Genomic DNA, 25221 nt, shown 5'->3' on the forward strand with positions numbered 1-25221 from the left:
ATGACCAGCACGACCGAACCGCTCGCTGCCACGCCGGCGCAGCCAACCAGGCGGCCTCTGTCCGAGCTCGTCCGTCGCTGGGCCGTCTTCGTCCTGCTCGGCGCTCTGTTCGTCCTGTTCTCGCTGCGTGAGCCGGCCTTCCTCACTCTGCCGAACGTCATGAGCGTGCTACAGGCCGTGTCGGTGGTGGCGATCATCGGCGTCGGGGTCACGATCTCGATTGCCGTGGGCGGCTTCGATCTCTCCGTCGGAGCGGTGGCCGCGTCGAGTGTCATGGCGGCGAGCTACGCCATGGTCGTCTGGCACTTCACCGCGCCGCAGACGGTGCTCTTCGTTCTTGCCCTTGGCCTCGCCATCGGTCTCCTCAACGCGTTCCTGATCGTCCGTCTCAACGTGCCGGACCTGCTCGCCACGCTCGCGGTGAACTTCCTGCTGACCGGGCTGCAGCTCATTCCCACGGCCGGGCGCTCCATCGCAACCGGTCTCATCCTGCCGGACGGACGGTCGGCGAACGGTGTATTCGATGCAGCGTTTCTGAGCCTTGGCCGCACTCGCCTGTTCGATGTCGTGCCGTTGCCGGTCGTGATCATGCTCGTGGTGGCCATCGCCGCCGGATTCTTCACCGAGCGGACCCGGTTCGGCCGGCTGATCTTCGCCGTCGGAGGCAACGAGCTGGCGGCGCATCTCGCGGGCGCGCGGACCGGCCGGCTGAAGGTCCTCGCCTATGCGCTGTCGGCGGGCCTCGCAGCACTCGGCGGGATCATCGTTGCGGCCCGCGTCGGGCGCGGCGATGTCTCGTCCGGCGCCTCGCTGCTGCTCGATGCCGTCGCGGCGTCCTTGATCGGCTATGCGGTGCTGAACGCCCGGCGCCCCAACGTATTCGGCACTGTGGTCGGCGCCATCTTTGTCGGCGTCCTGCTCAACGGGCTCACGATGCTGAACGTGCCGTACTACACGCAGGATTTCGTCAAGGGCTTCGTTCTCGTCGGTGCCCTTGCGCTCACCTACGGCTCCGTGCGCCGCAGAATTTGAATTCTACTTGCACTTAACAACCATAGGACATCGCCGATGAAGCTTCATCACGTTCTGTCGATTGCATCGCTTTTCGCGGCAATCGTCACCGGTCCCGCCGCCGCCGAGGGACTCGCCGGCGCGCCGTCGCCGTTCGACAAGGGCGGCGTCAAGGTCGCGCTCGTCAGCTACATCTCCAGCGGCGATTTCTTCGAGGCCTACCAGTCGGGTGTCCAGGCCCAGGCCAAGAAGCTTGGAATCGATCTTCGCGTGTTCCCGGGCAAGCAGGATGCTGCCGAGCAGCGCACGCAGATCGAGCAGGCGATCAACCTGGGGGTCAAGGCGATCGTGATCGACCATGGTTTGCCAGAAGCCCTGAAGGATGTGGCGCAGAAGGCCGTCGAGGCTGGCGTCAAGGTCGTCGCCTTCGACGTCAATCTCGACAACCCGAAGATCCCGCAGGTCGAGCAGAGCGATCATCAGCTCGCCCGTCTCGCCCTCGAACAGGCCGTGAAAGAGAATGGTGAGAGCTTTGCCGCCGGCTACGTCTACGTGGCTGGCTTCGCGCCGCTCGATCGCCGCAACGAGGTCTGGGAGGAGTTCAAGAAGAAGTATCCCGGGATCAAGGAAGTGGCTCGCTTCGGCATCGTCAATGCGACCACCGCGGCGGGCGTGGCGGATCAGGCCAAGGCCGTGCTTCGTGCCCATCCGGAGATCACCGTGGTGTTTGCGCCCTATGACGAGTTCGCGCGCGGCGTGAAGCTCGCGGTCAACGAGCTGCAGCTGCAAAGCAAGGTCAAGATCTACTCAGCCGACGTCTCCACCGCCGACATTCGCGAGATCACCGAGCCGAACAGTCCCTGGGTGGCCACGGTGGCGACCAACCCGGCGGTCGTCGGTGCGGTTTCGATCCGCGCGGCGGCGCTTGCCGTGGCCGGCACCGATCCGGGCCATGCCATCACGGTCTCGCCGGTGTTGCTGACCCAGAAGGCGCTCGCCGAGAGCGGCGTGAAAACGGTCGAAGAGCTGTCGGCCAAGATTCCGTCGTTCGGCGCGTCGTCCGCGGCCAAGGCGGCCTGGATTCCGGAATGATTCTGTCAAGGGTGATGAGGACTGAACATGGTTAGGCTGAGATCCGTGATTTTCGCCGGCGCTGCGCTGCTGGCGCTGGCGTCCCCCGTCGTTGCGGATGGATTGGCGGACGCGCCTGCGCCATTCGCCAAGGGCGGCGTCAGGATCGCCGTCGTCAACTTCATCGGCGGCGGCGACTGGCTGCAAGCCTTCGAGGCCGGCACCAAGCGGCAGGCCGATGCGCTGAAGGTCGATCTGCGGATCTCCGAGGCGCGGCAGGATCCCGATGCGCAGCGACGGCTGATCGAGGACGCGATCAACCAGAAGGTCGATGGCCTGATCATCAACAACGGCAAGCCCGAGGCGCTCAAGGACGTCGCGCAGAAGGCGCTCGATGCCGGCATCAAGGTCGTCGCCTATGATGTCAACCTCGATAATCCCAAAATCCCGCAGGTCGAGCAGAGCGATGCGGACATGGCCCGCCTCGTCCTGGACCAGGCGGTCAAGGAGCAGGGCAAGGGCCTCAAGGGCGGCGTCGTCTATGTCGCCGGCTTTGCGCCGCTCGACCGCCGCTACGCGGTGTGGAAGGAGTTCGGAAAGACCCATGGGCTCGAGGAACGCGCCGTCTGGGGTGTCGTGAACGATTCCGTGCCGGCCTCCGTCGCCGACCAGACCAAGGCCGTGCTGCGCGCCCATCCTGAGATCACCGCCATCTTCACGCCATGGGATGAATTCGCCCGTGGTGTGAAGCTCGCGATCGACGAGCTGGGCGTCGGCGAGAAGGTCAAGATCTACGGCGTCGACATCTCGACCTCGGACATCCAGGCGATCATCGAGCCCAAGAGTCCGTGGGTGGCGACGGCGGCAACCAATGCATCCGTGGTCGGCGAGGTCTCGGTCCGCGCTGTTGCGCTGCTCATCGCCGGCCAGGATCCCGGACATTCCGTGCTGGTCCAGCCTCGCCTCGTGACGCGCGCCGAACTCGTCGAGAACAACATCAAGACGATCGAGGATCTGGCCGCCAAGATTCCGGCCTTCCGCACCAGTGACGCGGCGACCGCGCCGTGGATTCCGCAGGTGAAGTGAGGATGAGCACCGCGGATGCCTGAGCATCCGCGGTTGCCTTATCGCGTTGAGGCCGCCGGATCGGGACAAATTGAACGACGTCGATGCAAGCACGTGAAGACGTCAGGAGACGATCGGATGTCTCCGGCGGGCAGAGCCTACACGTCGAAAGAGGTTGGCATGAAGCGCCTGTTGTTGTCGTCGATCCTCGCGTCGCTCTCGATCGTGCTGCCATCGGCCCGGTCGAAGGAGCCGCTCCAACTCGTCGCGGAGGAGTTTCGCGTGGCTTCCGCCGCTCCTGGCGTCCAGCTCTTCCTGCGCAACAAGCGGCCGAAGGAGCTCGGCCGGTTCGACTCCTCTCGCACGGTGCTCTATGTCCATGGTGCGACCCAGCCGTCTGAAACCGTGTTCGACCTGCCGGTCGGGCAGGGATCCTGGGCCGACTTCATCGCGTCACAGGGCTACGACGTCTGGCTGGTCGACGTCCGCGGCTATGGCGGCTCGACCGCTCCGGCCGACCAGTCGAAGCCGTTTGCGACGACCCGGGATGCGGTCGAAGATCTCGGGGCGGCGATCGATTTCATCCTGTCCCGGCGTTCGCTTGCCAAGCTGCAACTGATCGGATGGTCGTGGGGAACGCTGATCGCCGGCAGCTACGCGGCGGAACGACCGGATCGCGTGGCCGGCCTCGTGCTGCTCGCACCGCCCTGGCTCTCGTCGGCGGGCGGCAAGAGGCCGGAAGCGGCGTGGCAGGAATGGACCGTCGACGGCGCGCTCAAGCGGCTTCAGACAGGCGTGCCCGACGGGCAGGCCGAAGCGATCTTTCCGCCGTCCTGGAAGGCGATCTGGGAGCAGGCCCTTCTTGCCAGCCAGCCGGACGCCAAGGCGCACACGCCGCCACGGTTCCGCTCGCCGACCGGCGTCCTGGTCGACGGTGCCGAATATTGGAACGTCGACAAGGCGATCTATGATCCAGGCAAGATCACCGCGCCGACGCTGATCATTCGCGGTGCGTGGGACGAATTGACGCCGCTCAGCCAGTCCCAGGCGCTGTTCGCGCTGCTGCGCAACGCTCCCGTGCGTCATCTGATCGAGATCCCGCGCGCCACCCATTTCATCGAGGTCGAGACTGGCCGCGATGTTCTGTTTCGCGAGGTCCAGAGCTTCCTGGATCGGAACTGACGCAACGGGAGACGCCCGCGTCGCCTCCGGGAGCGCAGCCGTTGCTGGACCTCGACGATCTTTGGAAAGATTATCCAGTAACGTGCATTTAGCATGTTGATGCTCATGACGGTCGGGCTGACTCGCCCCTGAGCGACCGATTCGCTGAGAGGGGCGGTGTCAGAGCCTGTCAATGCGGAAGGAACGAGCGTGGATTTCTCAATGAGCGCGACCGTGAGCCAAGGATCACCAGGAGAGAATGATCGAGTCTGGACAGCCACGGCCAAACATAAGCTCAAGGGATTGGCGAAGCAGAATGTGCCGATCGACAAGATCGCGCGAACGTTGAAGCGCAGCGTTGCTTCGACAGAAGCCATGATTGCCAAGCTGGGAGTCTCGCCTCCAGCCTCCGATCGGTCACGATCCCAGCCGGTCGTGGGCGTCTGACGGTCAGCGATCCCGGCCCGAACTGACGCCGGGAACCATGGCGAATCTGGCGCGGCCGCGGGGAGCGAGTCTCCCCATCGGCTTCGTCAGGTCAGGTCTTGCTTCGGCCTGTCGTCGCGCCTATTTGTCCCTGCCGGTCAGATAGAGGCTGGAGAAGCTGCCGGAAATCCCGCTCGCGTCGACGACAGCGTCGACCACGCTCTTGTTCAGAATCGAAAAATTGTCATCCGAGATCAGGTTTAGGTCCGGCAGGTCGTGCGCCACGATCGCCTGGAATTTCGCGAGGAATTGCTTGCGAAGCGCTGGATCGTTTTCGATCGCAGCGGCTTCCAGCAGGCGATCGACCTCGTCGTTGCGGTAGTGCGATCCGTTGGAGAAGGGGACGCCCGGCTTGAAATTCTTCGACCAGTACAGCCGCTGCACCCCGACCGTCGGATCGAAGGTGTTGGTCATGGAATTGGTCGTGAAGGCAAAGTCGCGGTCGCTATAGACTCGCCTGACATAGCTGGCGAAGTCCTGCGTCCGCACCGTGATTTCGATCCCGATCTTCGACAGTGCCTGCTTGACATAGTCGGCGGTGCGCCGGTCGCCGTCCGATGCGGGGCGGAAATCATGTGGCAGGCGGAATCGGATGCCGTCGGTGCCGCGCTTGTAGCCAGCTTCGTCGAGCAGCGCCTCGGCCTTTTTCAGGTCGAGCGGATAGCTCGGCAGGTCCTTGACATGGAATGGCGCGAGGTCCGGGCTGATCGGACCGGAGACGATCTGACCGTGGCCGTACCAGACGATGTCGCGGATGAACTGCTTGTCGATGGCGTGCGCGATGGCCTGGCGGACGCGCAGATCGGCAAGGATGGGATTGTCGAGATTGAATTCGAGCCGCTTCACGCCGGAATTGAAGATCGTGCCTTTGCGCTCGATGGCGATATGCGGCAGCGCCGCGATGCGATCGATCTCGCTCAGCGGGATGACGGTGCCGTCGGCGAGATCCGCCTCACCGGTCTCTATTGCGACAGCGCGCGCGGCGGAATCATTGACGAAGCGGTACACGATGCGGTCGAGGTAAGGCTTGCCGGCATCCCAATAGTCGGGATTGCGCTCGAGGATCAGGTGGCTGCCGTGAACCAGCTCGACGAAGCGAAATGGCCCCGTGCCGATCGGTGCGTTGTTGCGCGGATTGGTATCGGCCTTGCGCCCGTCATAGAGATGCTTCGGGACGATCGGCGATTCCTGGGCGTCGAGCGCATTCAGCAGATAGGGCGCTGGCTTGCTCAGATGCAGCACCAGGGTCAGATCGTCCGGCGTGTCAGCACTTGCGACGTTGGCAAAGGTGATGCGGCCGCGCGGATGAATTTCCTTTAGCAGAAGAATCGAGAACGCGGCGTCGGCAGCAGTAAACGGCTTACCGTCATGCCATTTCACTCCCGGGCGCAGCGTAAACGTGTAGGTCAGACCGTCCTCGCTGACGCGCCAGGCCGTGGCGAGGCCGGGGCGGGGTGTCAGGTCGAACCCGTAGGTGAGCAGGCCTTCGGTGATCTTGGGGCTGATCTGGCGCACGCCGTCGGTCGTGAATGCGACCAGCATGGCCGGCTGTACCGCCAGCAGATAGTTCAACGTGCCGCCGCGAATCGGAGATTCTGTGGCTGAGAGACCGGTCGCCGCGATGAGTAGCAGCAGGGCGGACAGAAGGCGTTGCATCCGAGATCCTCGCGTGTCTATCCGGCGTTCCCATGCACGTGCGCAATGGGCGCCGGCGCCGCGTATCGCGCGTTGTGCGATGGAATGCCGATCCTGCCAAGCGTCCTCGCGACGCGTGAGGTCCTCCTCATTGGCAGCTCGAGGCTAGAATCGTGATCACCTAAAGTCGATAGAATGTGTATTCTTTTTGTCGCGTGGGCAGAGATGGTCGTTGCACGCGGTCGGCGCTCGACGATCGAGTTGGCTGATGACGCGTCGCTAACGCCATCCGCCGGTCGAATCAAGGCATGGAGTCCGTCATGTTGAAGCGGTTCGAGTCTTGACGGCCCGGCTAATCGCCGCCCTGGCAGCCGCGGCACGCACCAGCGGTCCGGTCGGCGCGTGGGTGCGTCCGCAAATGACGTTGCGGTGGTGACGTTCGAGGGCGTGGTTGCGTGACACGCCGGCGTTGCCGGCGATCGTCAGGGCGAGGTCGACCACCCGAATGGCGTTTTCGATGACGGCATGGCGGACGGCGCCGCTGTCGGGCCCGATCGGCACGTCCTCGTCAAAGTCGCGAGCCACCGAGTTCAACAGTCGCTCGTTGCTGATCAGCAGAACCTCGATCGCGCCCAGTTCGTCCTGAATTCGCGGCAGCGACGACAACGGCTCCTTGAGGTCACCGGGCCTGAAGTCGAGGGCAAAGGCCAGCACGTCATCGCGCGCGGCCAGGGCGATACCGTGATAGACGGCGCCGATCAGCAGCATGAACCAGGCCGTCTGCTGCTCGTCGCGCCTGATGCCCTCCGAGGCCGGGGCAAGGTCGAGCACGTCGGCGTGCGGGACAGCGATGTCGCGGAAGGTGACGTCGTGGCTGCCGGTCGCGCGCATGCCGACCGTGTCCCAGGTCCTTTCGATATGAATCCCCGGACTGAGATGCGACACCACGAAGGAGCCGATCCGCGGCTGGGGCTCGTCAGTGACCGCCAGGACAATGAACCATGCGAGGCCCTCGCAGCCTGTTGCAAATGTCTTGCGGCCGGTCAAACGCCACCCGGTCTCTGTTCGGCGCGCGATGGTGCGCGGCAGCGTGCCGTAGGACGGAGATCCTGCTCCGGGTTCGACCTGCAGCGCATTGACGAGGGCCGGTCCGCACAGGCTGTCGCGAACGAGCTGCCTTGCGAGATGATCCGGCCAACGACGGCTGTAGCGGATCGCTGCGTGATTGAGATAGTGCATCGCCACGATCAAGGCGGTCGAAGGCTCGCCGCGCGCGATCTCCGAGATGATGTCGCGCGCCAGCCTGAGGCCGGCGCCATGTCCGCCGTGCTCGCGTCCGATCACGAGGTTCAACAGACCGGCCGCACTGAGAGCCTCGATATTGGCGCGCGGAAACGCACCGGAACGATCGAGCTCGGCAGCCGATCCGCTGAACAGGTGCGCCAGCCGCCGCGCCTCATCACGCGGATCGGGGCGCGCGGCTGCCGGTCGATCGAGATCGAGAGCGTCGGTCATCGGTCGCTCCCGCTATTTCACGAAATGGACGTCGGCGAGGTTGCCGCTGACGCCGTCGGCGCCGATCGTATGACCGTCGATGCTGCGACTGAAGATCGTGAATTCACCGGAGCTGAGGATGCCGAAATCCGGCAGGTCCTCGGCGAGAATCCGCTGGAACGCGACAAAATGGTCGTAGCGCTTCTTCGGGTCGAGTTCGGTCGCCGCCGTCTCGAGCAGACGGTCGACCTCGGGATTGGCATAGTGCGACCCATTGGAGAAGGGAACACCGGGCTTGAAGTTCTTCGACCAGTACAGCCGCTGCACGCCGACCGTCGGATCGAACAGATTGCTCATGCCGTTGAAGGTGAAATCGAAGTCGCGATCGGTGTAGACCCGCTTGGTGTAGCTCGGGAAGTCCTGCGCGCGCACCGTCACTTCGACGCCGATCCTGGACAGCGCCTGCTTGATGTAGTCGGCGCCCCGCCTGTAGAGGTCGCCGGAGGGGACGTAGTCGTGGGTCAGGCGGAAGCGCACGCCGTCGCTGCCGCGCCGGTAGCCGGCCTCGTCGAGCAGCCGTTCAGCTTCCTTGGGATCGAACGGATAGGTCTTGAGGTCGTCGACGTAGAACTTCGCCAGCGAGGCACTGATCGGGCCGACGATGATCCTGCCATAGCCATAGTTGACGACATCGCGGATCACCTTGCGGTCGATCGCATGCGCAAAGGCCCGGCGGACTCGCACATCCTTGAACACCGGACGGTCGAGATTGAACTCTACGCGCGAGATCGTGTTGGTGTACTGATAGCCGTTGGTCTCGAAGCCGAGTCCGGGCAGAGCCTTCAACCGTTCGGCGTCGCTGAGTGGAATCGGCGAGTTCGGCGCAAGCTGGATCTCGCCGGTTTCGATGGCGGCCACGCGCGCAGCCGCGTCCGGAATGATGCGCACGATAAGACGGTCGATATAGGGCTTGCCGGCGTCCCAATAATTCGGATTTCTCTCGTAGAGAATATGGCTGCCGCGGACCCACTCCTTGAACACGAAGGGGCCGGTGCCGATTGGCGCGTTGTTGGCGGGATTGGCGTCGACCGGGCCGCCCTGCTCGTAGATGTGCTTCGGGACGATCGGTGACTCCGCGGCCGCGAAGGCGCTGAGCAGATAGGGCGCGGGCTTGGCGAGCGCCAGGATGACGGTCAGCGGATCAGGTGTGCGGATCTCCGACACATTGGCGAATGTCGAGCGTCCGCGGGGGTGGACCGACTTGAGCGCGGTGATCGAGAAGGCGACGTCGGCCGACGTGAAGTCCTTCCCATCGTGCCATTTCACGCCGGGGCGAAGCTTGAAGGCGTAGCTCAGGCCGTCCTCGGCGACGTCCCAGGACACCGCGAGCTGCGGTTTGGGCGTCAGATTGAAATCGTAGGTGAGCAGACCTTCCTGCACCTTGGCCGCGACGATGACGGTGTTGTAGGCGGTGTGGGCGACGGCTGAGATCGTCGGCGGTTCGGCGGAGAGCAGCAGCGCGAGCGTGCCGCCGCGCCGAGGCTCGGCCGCGATGGCCCGACCCGCGCCCGCTGTCGTCGTGAGCGCACCGGCCAAGCTCAAAAATTGACGCCGATTAGGCCTCATCATGGAAGCGGACATTCGTTCTGCTCCGGAATTTGGAATGTTATTTAGTGAACACGTTAGATAGATTAACGCCACGAAAGCATTGGCAAAGGAAGCCGTCAACACGCTGCATCGGAGGTGACGATCGCAAAACGGCTGAACGCGCCAAGATCGTGCCGAGGTGATGAGCTGGCCTGCGATGGTTCCAGCGGAATGATGATCAGATCAGGCTGCAGATGTCAGGCACAGCGGGTCTCTGGCAGGGCGGCTCGTGTGCGGGACGTCGGGCACCGTATGATGGCCCGACTGAGATAGATCCAACGAAGGGGTTGCCGGGGTGAGTGAGCTCTTGATTGACGTCTCGACTTTCGTTGCGTGGCTGAAGGACCGCCAGGAGCTTGCGGTGATCGATCTGCGTGACGAGACAGCGTTCGACAAGGGAGCACCGCTCTATGCGACGAACATTCCGGCAGCGCGTCTCCTGGATGAGATCGGACGTTTCATTCCGCGCCAGTCCGTGCGCACGGTTCTGGTCGACGGCGGCGATGGCCGGGCGCGCGAGCTGGCCGAGACTCTTCGCGAGAACGGCTGGCCATCCGTGACCGCGCTCGACGGCGGCGTCCCGGCATGGCTTGCTCAGACCGACCAGGAGAGACCGACCTTCGATACGTCCGGCGTGACGTTTGCGCTGCGCATTCGTGATGAGAAATCGACGCCGGTTCTGAGCGTTCCGGAGCTCGCAAAGCTGCAGGCGGCCGGTCAGGATCTCGTCGTTCTCGACAGCCGGACGGCGGAAGAGTTCGCGATCGCGCACGTGCCCGGTGCAATCAGCGTTCCCGGCGCCGAACTCGTGCTCCGGTTTGAGGATGTCGTTCCTTCGGCCGATACGTTGGTTGTCGTTTCCTGTGCCGGGCTGCCGCGCGCCATCATCGGCGCCCAGAGCCTGATCGATGCCGGTGTTCCCAATCGTGTCGTCTATCTCGACGACGGCACCAGGGCCTGGCGCGAGGCGGGGTTTGAGCTCGAGACAGGCATTACCGCGCCATCGGGCTCGGTGAGTGCTCCTTCGCGCGTTGCGGCCGAACATCGGATCGCCCGGTTTTCAGACCGCATTCCCGAAATCGATCTCGAGACGGCGCGCCGCTGGCAGGCCGACTCGGGCCGGACGACCTATCTGCTCGATGTCAGGACGCCGGAGGAATTCGCCGGCAACCATCTTCCGGAAACGATATCGGCGCCTGGTGGACAATTGCTCGGCGTGTCATTCCGGTCGATCGCCGTCCGCGGTGCGCGGGTCGTGCTCGTTGACGACCGTTCGGGCGTACGCGCGGCCACGACCGCGCATTGGCTGAAGCGGCGCGGCTTCGAGCTCGCCATCCTCAAGCACGATTTCCGCCTGGCACTGGTCCAGGCGGTGGCTTGATCGCGGGCATCGTCGGAGCGGGCAATGGCTCGGCAGTTAAGGATCGGGATCATCGGCGGTGGGCCGGGCGGGCTTGCGCTGGCGCAGGGCTTGAGGAAGGCCGGTCTCGATCCGGTCGTCTTCGAGAAGAATCGTGCGCGCTCCGACTATGTGCAGGGATTCCGCCTGCGGGTTCGCCGGCGTGGCCTGTCGGCGCTCGAGGCGTTGCTTCCGGAGGCGCTCTATCAGGCTGTGTTGGATACCGCCGGACGGGCGCCGTCGGAAACGCTGCAGTTTGACGAGTTGCTGCGACCTCTCGATCTTCGGCAAGGCCCCGATCCGGCAGCGGACGATGCGCTGATCGAGATGTCCCTGAGCCGCATCACGCTGCGGCAGGTCCTGTTGACCGGGCTCGACGACATCATCGCCTATGGCAGGACGTTCGCCAGCTACACTGAGAACGCAGATGGGTCGGTCACGGCTCATTTCGAGGACCGCAGCTCCGAGGTGTTCGACGTGCTCGTCGGTGCCGACGGCGCCGGTTCGCGCGTGCGCGCGCAGCTGCTGCCCTCGGCGAGGCTCATCGACACCGGCGCGCGCCGCTTTGCCGGGAAGGTGACGTTCGCCGAAGCGGAGCGAGCGAGCCTCGCGCGCGTGCTGCAGGACTACAATGTGAATATCCGGCCGACGGCCGGCCGTACCTTGATGGTCACCAGCCATCGTGTCGATCCGGCGACGTTCGCGGCCCATGGGCTGATTGGCGCCAACGATCCCTCCCATGCCGGCCTGGCCGGACGTCACTTCGACAACACGGCCAGTTATGTCTGGTGGAACGTCGCGTTCTGGCGTGACGAGATCGCCGCTGATGCGACGCTCGAAGCTCTCGATGGTCGCGGCTTGCTCGAGCTGCTGCTGCGTCACAACGCGAACTGGCACCCCGAATTGTTGAAGCTGATCGAGATCACCGACCCCTCCACAGTCGCCGCACTGAAGGTGCGCTCGTCGGTCCCCGTGCCGCCATGGCCGACGCGACGCGTGACCTTGCTGGGTGACGCCATTCACAGCATGACCTATTTCCGGGCGCTCGGTGCCAACTCGGCGATCCACGATGCAGGGCTATTGGTGCCCGCCCTGGTGCAGATCGCGGCCGGCGCCCCGTTGATCGAGACGCTTGCGGCCTACGAGGCCGCCATGACCGCGCACGGCTTCGCCGCGGTAACGGACTCGCTGGCGGCGATGCAGCGTGCGCTCGGACCGAACAGCATTGCAGCCTGAATGTTTCTCGAGGATCTGGAGACTGACCCATGTCGATTGCGGTTCAAAAGGACGCCGGACCGGTTCTGCGCGGGCCGCTGGATTTTCCAGACAGCCCGCTGTCGCGCGCGGCGCGCCAGCCGCTGATGCTCGGGCTGTTCCTGAACCTGCAGGACATCCGGCTCTCGACCTTTCCATCCAGCTCGACCTGGACCTACGACTACAACGCCGAGATCGTGCGCAAGGCCGACGAATTGGGATTCGAGATTGCGTTCAGCCGCACGCAATGGCTGCCCAAGGGTGGATATGACGGAGAGGCGTCGCTCGACAGTTTCGTGGCGCTCGGCGCGATGGCGGGCAGCACCCGGAACATTCTCCTGATCTCGACCTTGCATGTGCTCTACGGGCCCTGGCATCCGCTGCATATCGCCAAGATCGGCGCCACCTTCGACCACATCTCGAAAGGCCGCTGGGGCATCAACATCGTCACCGGGCACCGCGCGATCGAACACGAGATGTTCGGCTGGGATCGGATCGAGCACGATCGGCGCTACGAGATGACGGGCGAGCTGTTCGACGTGCTGCACCGGCTGTGGACCGACACCGAGAACTATTCCTACGACGGCAAGCTGTCACCTTGGAAGATCAAGGACGGCTACATCACGCCGAAACCGCTCTATGGCCGGCCGGTGCTGGTGACTGCGACGGGGTCGCCGGCCGGCATCGATTTCGCCGCGCAGCATTCCGACCTGCTGTTCATCACGTCGCCGGGCGGCGCTCATATCGACAGCGCCCTGGAGACGCTGCCCGATCATATCGCTGGCATCAAGGCACGCGCCCGTGCGCGCGGCCGCGAGGTCAAGACGATCATCAATCCGATCATCATCAGCCGCGATACTGAGGCCGAGACTGCGGCCTATCTGAAGGGCATCGTCGACAACAAGATTCCCTCGACCTTCGGCAGTTCGTCGCGCAACGCCTATGACAGCGACGCCGTGGCCTGGAAGGGACGCGGTGATCCGCGGCACAAGCAGGGTCTGGGCCTGGGCGGCAACATCGAGATCATCGGCACGCCCGAACAGGTCGTCGACAAGCTGGCCGGGCTGAAGAGGGCCGGCATCGATGGCGTGCAGCTCAACTTCTACGACTTCGCGCCGGACTTCGATCATTTCGCACAGACGACGCTGCCGCTGCTCCGCCACGCGGGGCTCAGGCTCTGACCGGTGAACGGCGCGTCACCTCTGTCGCGTAGCTGAACGGGGCGCTGACCATAGCGATACTGCGGTCCCACGCTCGGCGCGAAGCTCGCGCCGGCCTCGCCATGGAACGATCAGATGCGCGCGGGCGCAGGGTGTTGCTCGGCCGAGTTCCACGGGGCGCATCGAGACAATCGGGCCCCCAAGCGGAGCTGAGCAGCGCGCAACAAGGAGAAGAGTTGAGCCCAGCTCACCGCCGGCTCGACACCTGCAGCTCGTTCTCAGCCCCGGTCCGGTCAAGCCAGTTCATTTGGAAACCGCTACCAAGCGATTGATATCGGGGGGATCAAATGCGGCGAATGCTTCCAAATGCCCTCTGAAATCATTGAATAATCAAGCTGATTTTGATTCCGCCATTCGGAGGTTCGATCCCTCCCGCCCCAGCCAGGTTTCTGGAGCCCAGTCAGTATCTTACATTTTTGCGATTTTGTTGTTCTGAAACTCGCCAGACGCCGCATTCTGAAACTCTGTTTGCGTTGTGTTCGTCAAAACGTGAGCTCGTCGTTTGCGTGTTGCCGCAAGGATGCGCGGCGCTGTGCGCTTGGCGTAGCCGGCGTAGCTCCCTCGTGCGGTGTGCCGATAGGGCACGGCCCTGTCCCTCCGCAAGTTCGGCCTCCTCAAGCTCGGTCATCCCGCCATGCCGGCAGGCGTCGAGTGTGAACGTGACGGGCAGGCCGATTTCCTTCCGCATGCGCTGAACGATCTTTTGCATGCCGGAGAACGAGTAGGGCTCGTGAGCTCCCACCTCCGATCTGCGTGCCGGACGACCCCGACGATGTCTGCCAACGGCACGGGCGATCGCGCTCCGTCCGACCTCGACGCCGCCGGAACTGCCATGTGCGCTCATGATCGCCATGCGGCTGCCCGATCGGACGCCATTCACCCACTAATCGGTCAAAATCCACATTGCGCTTCTTGATCATCATATTGATTTTATTGAAATTTGGATTTGGCACGGCATCTGCATGACCGTTTTGGCCGGTTGGAGTTTCGTTCCGCAAGATAGGGGAATGTCGATGCCTTCAGAATTTAGCCGCCGTCACTTTATGCAAGGTGCCGCGGCCGCCGCTGCGGCGGGATACATGCAGATCAATCCGGACTTCTTCGTTTCCAGAGCGTTCGCTCAGTCCGGGAAGACGCTGACGTTTCTGTCGGCGGAGAACATCACCGGCAATTGGGATCCGACCGCCCACACCACGCTCTCGCAGAAGAACATCGAGGGCTTCGTCATGGGCTTCCTGACGCGCACGCCGATGAAGCTCGATAAGCCCGATGAGGTCGTCTACGAGCTGGCGACCGACATCAAGCTGCTCGATCCCAACAGGCTCCAGATCAAGCTGCGCGAGGGTGTCGTCTTCCATGACGGCAAGCCCTTCAAGGCCGAGGACGTCAAGGCGACCTTCGAATACGGGGCGCGCGCGGACCGTCCGGCGCAGTGGTATCCCGGACCGACCGAGACGCTGAAGATCGATACGCCCGACGACTACACGGTGATCGTCGACACGTCGAAGGGCGGCTATCCCGCTCATCTGTTCATGTTCCTCGCAGCGTTCCTGCCGATGATGTCGGCAAAGGACATCGCTGCCGGCCCGGGCGGTGTGTTGTCCCAGCGCCTTAACGGCACGGGCCCGTTGAAGTTCGTGGAGCAGCGCGGCAACTCGACCGTGATGGTGGCCAACGAAGGCTACTTCAAGGGCAAGCCGGCGATCGCCGGAATCAACTTCAACTTCGTCGGCGATTCCACGACGCGCATGCTGTCCCTGATGAACGGCCAGGCCTCCATCGTGGAGCGGCTCGAACCCGAGCAGGTCGACACCGTCAAGGCCAACGCCAACATCCACATCAATCGTGTTGTCTCGGTCGAGAACAAATATCTCTGGTTTCGCTGCTCGAAGCCGCCCTTCAACGATCCGCGCATCCGTCTGGCCGCCTGTCATGCGATCAACCGCGACGTCATTCTCGAGGTTCTCGGTAGCGCGGGACACGCCTCGTCGAACTTCGTTTCGCCGGTGAAGTTCGGCTATTTCGACCTGCCGAACTATCCGAAGTTCGACCCTGCAAAGTGCCAGGCGCTGCTGGCGGAGGCCGGCTTTCCAAAGGGCAAGGGACTGCCGCCGCTCGAATACATCACCTCGGTCGGCTTCTATCCGAAGACCAAGGAATACGGCGAAGTCCTCACCGCCATGCTCAATGAGCAGGGTTTCAACGTCAGCCTCACCGTGCTCGAGCCTGCGGCGTGGAACGAGCGGCTCTATCACCGGCCCGGCGGAGGTCCCGGCCACATGGTCGACTGCGGCTGGTCGACCGGCTCGCCGGAGCCGGATCTGATCCTGCGCACGCACTTCCATTCGACGTCGCATCGCATTTGCGGCATCGAGGATGCCGCGATCGACGCCTCGCTCGACAAGGAGCGCAGTGCCCCGACGCTCGAGGAGCGCAAGAAGATCCTTCAGACCGAGACGATGCCGCTCATTGCATCGAAGATGCCGGCGCTGTCGCTGTTCACGTCCGTAATGATCCACGCGATGCACAAGGATTATGCCGGGCTGTTCATCTACCCCGACGGCTCGATGGACGCGTCGAAGAGCGCCGCCTGACTCGATCCGAGCCGCACCTCGATGCGAGGTGCGGCTCTCGCCACCCGATGAGGCTCGCGAATGTTCACGTTGAATTTTCTGATACGCCGCCTGACGCAGGGCGTGGTCATCATCGGCCTCGTGTCGCTGCTGATCTTTACGTTGTTGCGCGTGGTCCCCGGTGATCCGGTGCGGCTCATGGCCGGTGGCATGGCGCCGGAGGCGCTGATCGAGAAGATCGCCAAGGACATGGGGCTGCGCGACCCGATCATCGTGCAGTTCGGCCGCTACATGGGATCCGTGTTGCAAGGAGATCTGGGCCAGTCCTTCGTGCGGCCGGCCAACGGGGCTGCAACCGGCGGCGCGAACTTCAACGATACCACTCGCGGCGAGCGCGCCAAGGTGCTCACGCTGATCCTGGAGGCGCTGCCGATGACGCTTCAGCTTGCCGCGGTGACGCTGGCGATCGCGTTGCTGTTCTCGGCCGTCGTCGGCATCGCCGGTGGGCTCAACCCCAGCGGATGGCCCGACAAGCTCGCATTCTACATCTCGTCGGTGTTCATCTCGCTGCCCAATTTCTGGCTGGGCATCGTCCTGACGCTTCTGCTGTCGGTCAAGCTCGGCTGGTTGCCGGCCATCGGCTACCACGGTTTCGCCTACACCATTCTGCCGGCCGTCGTGCTCGCCGTCGAGATGTCGCCGGTGCTGATCCGCACGCTGGTCGGCGCGGTGTCGTCGCAGATGACCGAGCCCTATGTCTCGGTCGGGCGCGTGCGCGGCCTCGGCCGGACCCGCATCATCGCCAACCACGTGATGCGAAACGCGTCGGTCCCACTGCTCAACCTGCTCGGCATTCAGTTCTCGAGCCTGCTCGGCGGCGTGATCATCGTCGAATACATCTTCGACTATCCCGGGCTTGGCCTGCTCACCATCAACGCCGTGCTGCAGCGTGACTTCCCGCTGATCCAGGGCATCGCGATCGTGACGAGCGCCATCTTCGTCGTGATCAACATCATCGTCGATCTCGTCGCGACGACGATCGACCCCCGGCTCGACTACTGAGCCGCGACTCCGAAGGCTTCCGATGTCGATCATGTCAATCACATCTTCCCATTCGTCGACGCCTCTGGCGTCCCGCTCGCTCGCGCGGCGCGTGTTCGACAGAGCGGTGGCGTCGCCCGGGTTTCGCGTCGGGGCGGCGATCTTCCTTGCGCTCGTGCTCGCGACGGCTCTGTATCCCGAGTTGAGCGCCATCGATCCCACCAAGATGGACGTCAAGGCGCGGCTTCTCCCGCCGCTGTTCACCGGAACGAACTGGAACTGGGGTCATCCCCTGGGCACCGATCAGATCGGCCGCGATATGCTGGTCCGCTCCCTGGTCGGGCTGCGCTACTCGTTCCTGATCGGCATGGCCTCGGTGATCGTCATGCTGATCGTCGGCTGCGCTCTCGGCACGGTCGCCGGCTATTTCGGCGGACGCACCGATGCCGTCATTATGCGCCTCACGGATGCCCAACTCTCGATCCCCATGATCATCCTCGCCATCGCCGTGCTCGGCGTGTCGCGTCCGACCATTCCCGCCATTGTTCTCGTGCTCGGCATTTCGAACTGGCCCGTCTATGCGCGCATGATGCGTAGCGTTGTCATGACCGAGCGCCAGCGCGAGTTCGTCCGGGCGGCGAAGATCGGCGGATCGACCGATCTGCGCATCATCGTCACGCTGCTGTTGCCGCTGCTCCTGCCGTCGGTACTGTTCTCCTCGGTGCTGGACGTCGCGCGCATGATGATCTTCGAATCGACGCTCGGTTTCCTCGGCCTCGGCGTCCAGCCGCCGACTCCGACCTTCGGCAACATCATCGCCGATGGCCGCAAGTACCTGCTCAACGCGTGGTGGATCGCGACCATGCCAGGACTGTTCCTGGGTCTGACCCTGACCAGCATCAACCTAATGGGTGCAGCGCTCGAGCGGGCGCGCGACACCGTTCACGCCGGAGGTGAATGATGGCGGCGCTGCTCGAACTGCGCAACATGACGGTTGCGCTCGGCCGGTCCGAAACCGCGAAAGTCATTCTCGACGACGTCTCGTTCTCGCTGGCGCCGAAGGAGATCGTGGGCGTTGTGGGCGCCAGCGCGTCCGGCAAAACGGTGCTGTCGCGCGCCGCGGTCAACTGGCTCGAACCGCCGCTGACGCGGCGTTCCGGCACCGTGCTGTTCGAAGGGCGCGACATCTACGCCATGAAGGAGGCGGACATGCGCGCGCTGCGCCAGCGCGTGTCCTATGTCGGCGCCAACCCGATGGGGGCGCTCGACCCGACGCTGCCTGTCGGCGCCCAGATCGTCGAGAAGATGCGCGCGGTGATGCCGGATGTCTCGCGCCGGCAGGCCGAGGATCGTGTCATCGCGCTGTTGGATGCGGTCCGCATTCCCTCGGCGCGGAACAGGTTCCACGATTATCCCTCCCAGTTCTCGGGCGGGATGATGCAGCGCGCCTTGATCGTCGACGCCCTCGTTACCAATCCGGCCGTGCTGGTCGCGGACAACGTGACTCAGCCGCTCGATGTCACGGTGGCGGCGCAGGTCATCCGCTTGATCAAGGAGCTCACCGATCAGTTCGACACCGCGGTGCTGTTCATCTCGTCGTCGCTTCCCATGGTGCGCGAGGCGAGTTCGCGGACGCTCGTGATCGATCGCGGTCGCATCGTGGAGGAGCAGGCGACGGAGGCGCTTGTCGCGAGCCCGATCCACCCCTACACCCGTGAGCTGGTGGCGCAGACGCCGCAGATCTGGCGCGGTGCCGGCGCCGTGCCGGCGCTGCCGGCCGAACGCGAGGTCGTGCTCAGCCTGCGCGACGCATCACAGACCTACCGGGTCAAGAAGCGCAACGGCATCGGCGGCGTCAATCTCGTGCGTGCCGTCCGCAACGTGACCTTCGATGTACGGCGCGGCGACAGCTTTGCCATTGTCGGTGAGTCCGGATGCGGCAAGTCCACTTTGATGCGGCTGCTGTCGCGGCTCGAGCTTCCGAGCGCGGGACAAATCCTTTGCGAAGGCAAGGATATCGCGACCTTGCGCGGACGCGATCTGCTGGCGTTTCGCGCCAGGCTTCAGCTCGTGCTGCAGGATCCGTTCGGATCGCTGCCGCCGCGGACCTCGATCGGCCGCATGCTGGAGGAGCCGCTGCGCACGCATGGCTGGCGCGACAAGGAGAAGCTGCGGGCGCGCGTGCTGAAGGTGATGTTGGAAGTCGGCCTCGCTGCCGAGCTGTACAACGAGCTGCCGCTCGGCCTCAGCGCCGGCCAGCGCCAGCGTGTCAACGTGGCGCGGGCCCTGGTGCTGGAGCCCACGATTCTGATCATGGACGAGACGCTGTCGGCGCTCGATCAGGCGGAGCAGTTCAAGCTGCTCGACCTTTTCCAGGCGTTGCAGAAGGAATACAACCTGACCTACATCTTCATCTCACATGATCTGGCCATGGTCCGGAAGGTCTGCAATCGTGTCGCCGTGATGTATCTCGGGGAGGTGTTCGAGCTTGCCGACAATCAGCGTCTGTTTTTCGATCCCGGCCATCCCTACACGATGGCGCTGCTGAGTGCGATGCCGACCCTCGAAGAGAAGCGCTACAAGCCCGAGGACTGCCTGCTGGAGGGCGAGCCGCCGAGCCCGCTCTCGATTCCGGCCGGCTGCAGCTTCAAGTCGCGCTGCCCGCGCGCGATGGAGATCTGCAACGGAGAGCAGCCGTTCCTGACCGTTCGCGATGAGCAGGACTTTGCCGCCTGTCATCTCGTCGCGCGCACGATGTCGCCGGCCGAGAGGGCCTCGCCATGAGCTTCACCGAGAGCCGGCTCGAATTGATCAGAGCCATGCTGCGGCAGAAGCAGCGCGTTCACGTCAAGGACCTGGTCGATCAGCTCAAGGTCAGCCACGAGTCGATCCGCCGCGATCTGCGCGAGCTCGAAACGCAAGGCTTCGCCCGGCGTGTCTATGGCGGCGCTGTGCTCGAGAGCCAGGAAAGCGATCAGCCTTTTGCGGAACGTCTGCGCGTCGGCGGCCGCGAGAAGATGCGGATCGGAGAAGCGGCTGGCGCGCTGGTCAAGGACGGCATGAAGATCTTCGTCGACGAGGGAACGACGGCGCTGGCCTGCCTGAAATACATCGAGACACGCAAGGATCTCACCATCGTCACCAACTCGCTCGCGGTCGCATCGCATTTCTTTTACCAGGGATCGGCGAACGTGCGCGTCCTGGGCGGCCGGCTCCAGCCGGTCTACCAGGCGACGTTCGGTCCTGAGGCCGTCGCCGCCATCAAGGAACACTTTTTCGATCTCGCGATCATTGCGATCAGTGCCGTTCACGCCCAGCGCGGTTTCATGGATTACGGCGAGGACGAAGCCATCATGCGACGCGCCGCCCGTGCTCAGGCCAAGCGGTCTGTGATCGTCGCCGACAGCTCCAAGTTCGGCCGGCTCGGCTCGATCCACACGTTCGGACTGGGTGACCTCGATGCCGTCATCACCGCTGCGCCTCTCGCCGCCGAGTTTGCCGACCAGTTCCGTCAATTGAAAGTGGACGTGATTTATGCCTGACGCTCATCTTCCCGATGCCCCGATTAATCCGTCGCGCCTGAAGTCAATGATGGAGCAGGTCTCGACCTTCGGCGGCAAGCCGAACGGGGCGATGACACGCCTCACGCTGTCGAAGACCGACGGGCAGGCGCGCCACTGGCTTGGATCGTGGTTCAAGGAACACCGGTTCGAGCAGCAGATCGATCCAATCGGTAATCAGTTCGGAAAATTGTCGCTTGCCGGCGACAATGCGCCGACCGTCATGGTTGGCTCCCACCTCGACAGTCAGCCGAACGGCGGACGATTCGACGGCGCGCTCGGGGTCGTCTCGGCTTGCGAAGCCGTGCTGGCCGTCGCCGAGCGCATGGAGGCGGAGGGCCGGCTGGCTGCCTGCAACTTCCAGGTCGTGAACTGGACCAACGAGGAGGGGGCTCGCTTCCAGCCGAGCCTGCTCGGCAGCAGCGTCTTTGCCGGCGCGATCGAGCTCGACTGGGCGCTCGACCGGGCGGACGGCGATGGCATGACGGTTCGGCAGTCTCTGGCGGAGATCGGCTATGCCGGCACGGCCGTGGTCGAACGTCCAGACGCGCTGATCGAGCTGCATATCGAGGGCGACGACAAGCTGTTCGCCGCCAGCGAAAGGTTCGGAATCTTCACGCGCTTCTGGGGCGCGACCAAGTATCGGCTCGCCTTCCTGGGCGAGCAGGCTCACACCGGGCCGACGCCGATGGCGCAGCGCAAGGACGCTTTGCTCGCGGCTGCCTATCTCATGGCCGATCTCAGGCAACTGGCGAACGATCACGGCCTCGATCTCCATACCTCGGTCGGCCGGCTCGAGGTTCATCCGAACTCGCCGAACACCGTGCCGGCTGAAGCCGTGCTGTTCATCGAGCTGCGCTCCGGCTCACCGGACGTGCTCGCACAGGCCGAAGAGAAGATGAAGGTCCGGATCGAGGTCGCGGCGCAAAGGGCCGGCGTGGGCTACGAGGTCCGCTCCATCGATCGGCGCCGCGCCGGCGGCTTTGCGCCGGGGCTGATCGCGCTCGCCGAGCGCGTCGCGGCGCGTCGCGGCGAGACTGCGCGTCATCTCGATACGATCGGCGGCCATGACGCTGTCGCGATGTCGGCGGTCTGCCCGTCGATCGTCATGGCTGTCCGCTCGAAGGACGGCGTCATCCATCATCCGACCGAGTACACCAGTCCGGAGGATCACGCCGCGAGCACGCAGATTCTCGCGGACATGCTCTACGCGCTCGCGCGTGACGGCCTGAAGAGCATCGCCTCGGAGGCTAACGCATGAAGCGGATCGGCCAGGCCGAAACGGCCGACGAGCTTCGCGCCGAGCGCGCTCTTGCCGGGCTCCTGCCTGCGGATGCTGGCCGGCTCGGCTATGAGGCCGCTGCGTTTCCGGTTGCGTCGCCGTCCTACCAGGCCGTGGAATCGACGAGCTTTCACGTCGCGCGCGACGGGACGGAGATGAGCCTGTTTCTGCGCCTCGGTGCGGCCGAGGTCGCCGAGCTGGTCGATCGCGACGTCGCTGTGGCCGCAGCCCGCCATGTGGCCGGCCTCGGGCTGGCTCCGGCCGTGATTGCAGCCGATGCCGCGAGCGGCAGCCTGCTGTTGGCGCGCCTGGGCGCGGGCTGGAAGGTTGCGAAGATCGACGATCTCATCGCCCAAGAGAGAGCGGCGCGTCTCGTCGCCATGCAGAAGACGATCGCAGCGAGCGCGCCATTCGGAAGGCGCTGGTCCGTTTTTGAGGGCATCTCGGCCATCTGGTCGCTGTTGCCAGCGGCCGGCGTCCCCCTGCCGGGAGACATCGATTGGATGAGGGGATGGATGAGCAAGATGGCGGAGGCGATCGATGCCGCCGGCGTCGATCGCCGGCCGGCGCACGGAGATCCGCATTCCTCCAATCTGATGCTCGGTCCCCATGGTGAGATGGCGCTGGTCGATTTCGACATGGCCGGCGACATCGATCCCTACTACCAGCTCGGTGCTCAGATGAATGAGCTGTATCAGTTCGAGAGCCAGATGAAGCCGCTGCTCGAAATGCATGACGGGCGCTTCACTGACGCCGCCTTCAGTCGCTGCCGGCTCTATGCCGCAGCGGATGATTTCTACTGGGCGCTGCGCAGCCTGCTGCTGGCCTGCCGCTCGCCGTTGCAAGGCGTCGAGTTCCTCAAATATGCCGCATGGCGTTTCCTGCGCTGCCGCATGTTGCTCGGCAGGCCGGGCTTCGAAGAGTTCCTGCGCACGCTTTAGGGGATGTGGTCATGAAAGAGTTGGGAATGGCGGGAAACGAGGCGGAGCACTTGCTCGAAGCCGCCATCGTCAGGGTCGGCGCCTGGAACGGACAGATCCGCTATCGTCCGGTGTCCGGAGGCATCAGCAACACGAACTTCCGGATCGAGGTCGCGGGCGCCTCGCATGATTTCTTCGTCAAGATCCCTGGCCGCGGCACCGAGATGTTCATCGACCGGAAGGCGGCCCGCGCCGCGAGCCGGCAGGCAGAGATGATCGGCGTCGGGCCGAAGACGTTCGACTATCTCGACCATGAGGGAATCGAGATTGCCGAATTCGTGGCCGATCGGCGGCCCTCCACCCATGCGGATTTCGTCGATCCGGCGGTCCGGGCCGAGACCGTCCGGCTCTACCGCCTGTTTCACCAGGCGCCGCGCTTGCCGCTGACGAAGACCGTGTTCGACATGATCGATGAGCATGATGATCAGGTCCGGCAGCTCGGGGGATTTCTGCCGGAAGATCACGACTGGCTGACCTGGCAATATCGGCAGGCGCGGGCGGCGCTCGAGGCGGCCGGGCTCGACCTCGTCCCATGCTTCAACGATCCGATGCCCGGCAATTTCCTGCTCGGCGCGGACAAATCGATCATGCTGATCGATTTCGAATACGCCTCCAACAATGACCGCCTCTACGACCTCGCGATCTGGGCCGGCGAACACTTCTTTTCCGAGGAGGTCGAACGAGAGATCATTGAGGAGTATTTCGGACGCTACGACATGAGCGCTCATGCGCGCTTCATCGTTCACAAGGCCCTCGCCGATATCAAATGGAGCACCTGGGCCATGGTGCAGAATCGGATCTCCACGCTCGACTTCGACTTCTACAAATACGGAATATGGAAGCACATGCGGGCACGTTCCATCATCCACGATCCGCGCTGGCCGCTGTTTCTCAAGGCGCTTTGATGGTCCTTTCCAGTATCGCAGCCGAGCAGGCCGACGCCTATCTCGCCTTCGCCGCCGAGCTCGCCGATGAGGTCCGCCCGATCGCCTTGTCATATTTCCGGACGGCCGTGGAGTTCACCGCCAAGTCGGATGATAGTCCTGTCACGGTCGCCGACCGCCTGATCGAGGCGCGGCTGCGGGAGCGCATCTCGGCGCGCTATCCTTCCCATGGAATCTATGGCGAGGAGATGGGCGTGAAGCAGGGAGACGCCTTCACCTGGGTGATCGATCCCATCGACGGCACCAAGAGCTTCATCACCGGCTTTCCGCTGTTCGGCACGCTGATCGGGCTGACCTGTGATCGCCAGCCTTTCTGCGGCCTGATCGACATCCCCGCGACTGGGGAGCGATGGATCGGGCGCCCGGGTCTCACCACCTATGGCGGAGTCCGTTCTCGCACCCGCGACTGCCGGCGCGTGGCGGATGCGCGGTTTTATACGACGTCGCCCGACACGTTCGCCGATGCGGATCGGGCTCGCTTCGAGCGGCTTTCAAACGCGGCGAAGATGCGGCGCTTCGGCGGTGATTGCTACATCTACGGTCTGCTCGCGTCGGGCCATTGCGATCTGATCCTCGAGACCGGCCTGCAGCCTTACGACTACATGGCGCTGGTGCCGATCCTCGAGGCAGCCGGCGGCCGGATCACGGACTGGGACGGGGCGCCGCTCTCGGTGGAGTCGAGCGGCCATGTGCTCGCATCGGCAACCCCGGCGCTGCACGATGAAGCGCTCGCCATCATCAGGGGATGACACGCGGATGGTGTATACGACGACGATCGAGCGGACTGTCTATCGCTTCGCGGATTTGAAGGAGCTGATGGCCAAGGCTACTCCGCGGCGGTCCGGGACGAATTGGCCGGCATCGCCGCCGACGGTCCGGTCGAGCGCCTGTCCGCGCAGATGGCATTGGCCGACCTGCCGCTGAAGGCGTTCGCTGTCATCAGCTCTCAGACCGTGGGTGGTTTCCGCGAATGGCTGATGAAGCCGGAAACGGCACAGGCTGAGCTCGAGGCCGTCACGTTCGTGCTGACGCCCGAGATGGTCGCTGCAGTTTCGAAGATCATGCGGCTGCAGGATCCCGTCGCGGTGGTCCGCGCGGGCGCGACGTCGTCATCGTCCTTGGGGACGGATTGTCGGCCAGCGCTGTTACGGCCAATGGAGCTCCGCTGACGCAAACGCCGCTGGAGCGTCTCGAGGCCGCGTCCATATCGCTAGGCCGCAAATGCAAAGCTGGTCGCGGCCACCGACCGGAATGGGCCACGTAACTTTACCGAGGAAGCCCGCAGCACAGTTCCGCGCGCCGGCGGTTGGCGGACAGCGCGACGTACTTCAATTGGAAGAAGAAGTATGCGGGCCTGATGCCAAGGGCGTTTCAGGGGAGCAGGTCAGCCGTTCCCTT

General features: G+C 64.1%; 21 protein-coding genes and 1 pseudogene. 19 read left to right on the forward strand and 3 right to left on the reverse strand.

The window, feature by feature from the left end; all coding sequences use genetic code 11:
- From BBTA_RS12035 to BBTA_RS40025, 5 genes are all read left to right on the forward strand, one after another.
- Positions 1-1032 (forward strand): ABC transporter permease, encoded by a 1032-nt coding sequence (locus BBTA_RS12035; protein ID WP_012042760.1) that lies wholly within the window; start codon positions 1-3, stop codon positions 1030-1032.
- Between the two features lie 36 nt (positions 1033-1068).
- Positions 1069-2103 (forward strand): substrate-binding domain-containing protein, encoded by a 1035-nt coding sequence (locus BBTA_RS12040; RefSeq protein ID WP_012042761.1) that lies wholly within the window; start codon positions 1069-1071, stop codon positions 2101-2103.
- Between the two features lie 27 nt (positions 2104-2130).
- Positions 2131-3168 carry a substrate-binding domain-containing protein gene (locus tag BBTA_RS12045; protein WP_012042762.1) on the forward strand — a complete coding sequence of 346 codons (1038 nt, stop codon included), beginning with the start codon at positions 2131-2133 and terminating at the stop codon, positions 3166-3168.
- 159 nt (positions 3169-3327) lie between these two features.
- On the forward strand, positions 3328-4329 hold the full coding sequence (locus tag BBTA_RS12050) for an alpha/beta hydrolase (RefSeq protein WP_012042763.1): 1002 nt from the start codon (positions 3328-3330) through the stop codon (positions 4327-4329).
- Between the two features lie 201 nt (positions 4330-4530).
- Positions 4531-4755, forward strand: coding sequence for a hypothetical protein (locus BBTA_RS40025; protein ID WP_148221433.1), 225 nt, complete (start codon positions 4531-4533; stop codon positions 4753-4755).
- A 120-nt stretch (positions 4756-4875) separates the two neighbouring features.
- On the opposite strand, the gene BBTA_RS12055 is transcribed toward BBTA_RS40025, so the two are convergent.
- The 3 genes from BBTA_RS12055 to BBTA_RS12065 form a co-directional block, all read right to left on the reverse strand.
- Positions 4876-6450, reverse strand: a complete 1575-nt coding sequence (locus tag BBTA_RS12055; protein WP_012042764.1) for an ABC transporter substrate-binding protein — start codon at positions 6448-6450, stop codon at positions 4876-4878.
- 297 nt (positions 6451-6747) lie between these two features.
- Positions 6748-7944 carry an acyl-CoA dehydrogenase family protein gene (locus tag BBTA_RS12060; RefSeq protein ID WP_012042765.1) on the reverse strand — a complete coding sequence of 399 codons (1197 nt, stop codon included), beginning with the start codon at positions 7942-7944 and terminating at the stop codon, positions 6748-6750.
- Between the two features lie 12 nt (positions 7945-7956).
- Entirely contained in the window at positions 7957-9564 is a 1608-nt protein-coding gene (locus BBTA_RS12065; protein WP_083780640.1) for an ABC transporter substrate-binding protein, read from the reverse strand.
- Positions 9565-9865: 301 nt separating this feature from the next.
- On the opposite strand from BBTA_RS12065, the gene BBTA_RS12070 reads away from it, so the two are divergent.
- The 14 genes and pseudogenes from BBTA_RS12070 to BBTA_RS41790 all read left to right on the forward strand — a co-directional run bounded on the left by BBTA_RS12070 (position 9866) and on the right by BBTA_RS41790 (position 25087).
- Positions 9866-10951 (forward strand): rhodanese-like domain-containing protein, encoded by a 1086-nt coding sequence (locus BBTA_RS12070; RefSeq protein WP_012042767.1) that lies wholly within the window; start codon positions 9866-9868, stop codon positions 10949-10951.
- 24 nt (positions 10952-10975) lie between these two features.
- A complete protein-coding gene (locus BBTA_RS12075; protein ID WP_012042768.1) occupies positions 10976-12205 on the forward strand; it encodes an NAD(P)/FAD-dependent oxidoreductase in 1230 nt (409 codons plus the stop codon).
- Between the two features lie 29 nt (positions 12206-12234).
- Positions 12235-13404, forward strand: a complete 1170-nt coding sequence (locus tag BBTA_RS12080) for an LLM class flavin-dependent oxidoreductase (protein WP_012042769.1) — start codon at positions 12235-12237, stop codon at positions 13402-13404.
- A 1052-nt stretch (positions 13405-14456) separates the two neighbouring features.
- Positions 14457-16037, forward strand: coding sequence for an ABC transporter substrate-binding protein (locus BBTA_RS12085; RefSeq protein WP_012042770.1), 1581 nt, complete (start codon positions 14457-14459; stop codon positions 16035-16037).
- A gap of 60 nt (positions 16038-16097) precedes the next feature.
- Positions 16098-17078 carry an ABC transporter permease gene (locus tag BBTA_RS12090; RefSeq protein ID WP_012042771.1) on the forward strand — a complete coding sequence of 327 codons (981 nt, stop codon included), beginning with the start codon at positions 16098-16100 and terminating at the stop codon, positions 17076-17078.
- 31 nt (positions 17079-17109) lie between these two features.
- Positions 17110-18018, forward strand: a complete 909-nt coding sequence (locus tag BBTA_RS12095; protein WP_041751402.1) for an ABC transporter permease — start codon at positions 17110-17112, stop codon at positions 18016-18018.
- Complete coding sequence (locus BBTA_RS12100) at positions 18015-19841, forward strand: ABC transporter ATP-binding protein (protein ID WP_012042773.1); 1827 nt, start codon at positions 18015-18017, stop codon at positions 19839-19841. The genes BBTA_RS12095 and BBTA_RS12100 overlap by 4 nt, the downstream gene beginning before the upstream one ends.
- Positions 19838-20599, forward strand: coding sequence for a DeoR/GlpR family DNA-binding transcription regulator (locus BBTA_RS12105; protein WP_012042774.1), 762 nt, complete (start codon positions 19838-19840; stop codon positions 20597-20599). Before BBTA_RS12100 ends, BBTA_RS12105 begins: the two co-directional genes overlap by 4 nt.
- A complete protein-coding gene (locus tag BBTA_RS12110; protein ID WP_012042775.1) occupies positions 20592-21878 on the forward strand; it encodes a Zn-dependent hydrolase in 1287 nt (428 codons plus the stop codon). The genes BBTA_RS12105 and BBTA_RS12110 overlap by 8 nt, the downstream gene beginning before the upstream one ends.
- Positions 21875-22840, forward strand: coding sequence for a phosphotransferase family protein (locus tag BBTA_RS12115; protein ID WP_012042776.1), 966 nt, complete (start codon positions 21875-21877; stop codon positions 22838-22840). Before BBTA_RS12110 ends, BBTA_RS12115 begins: the two co-directional genes overlap by 4 nt.
- Before the next feature lie 11 nt (positions 22841-22851).
- Entirely contained in the window at positions 22852-23784 is a 933-nt protein-coding gene (locus BBTA_RS12120) for a choline/ethanolamine kinase family protein (RefSeq protein ID WP_041750585.1), read from the forward strand.
- A complete protein-coding gene (locus tag BBTA_RS12125) occupies positions 23784-24572 on the forward strand; it encodes an inositol monophosphatase family protein (protein ID WP_012042778.1) in 789 nt (262 codons plus the stop codon). Before BBTA_RS12120 ends, BBTA_RS12125 begins: the two co-directional genes overlap by 1 nt.
- A 7-nt stretch (positions 24573-24579) precedes the next feature.
- Positions 24580-24911, forward strand: a pseudogene (gene eutB / locus BBTA_RS12130) (ethanolamine ammonia-lyase subunit EutB); the annotation flags it as partial.
- A 41-nt stretch (positions 24912-24952) separates the two neighbouring features.
- Positions 24953-25087, forward strand: coding sequence for a hypothetical protein (locus BBTA_RS41790; protein WP_371260192.1), 135 nt, complete (start codon positions 24953-24955; stop codon positions 25085-25087).
- Positions 25088-25221: the final 134 nt, after the last annotated feature.

The sequence above is a fragment of the Bradyrhizobium sp. BTAi1 genome (assembly GCF_000015165.1).
GTDB lineage: Bacteria > Pseudomonadota > Alphaproteobacteria > Rhizobiales > Xanthobacteraceae > Bradyrhizobium > Bradyrhizobium denitrificans.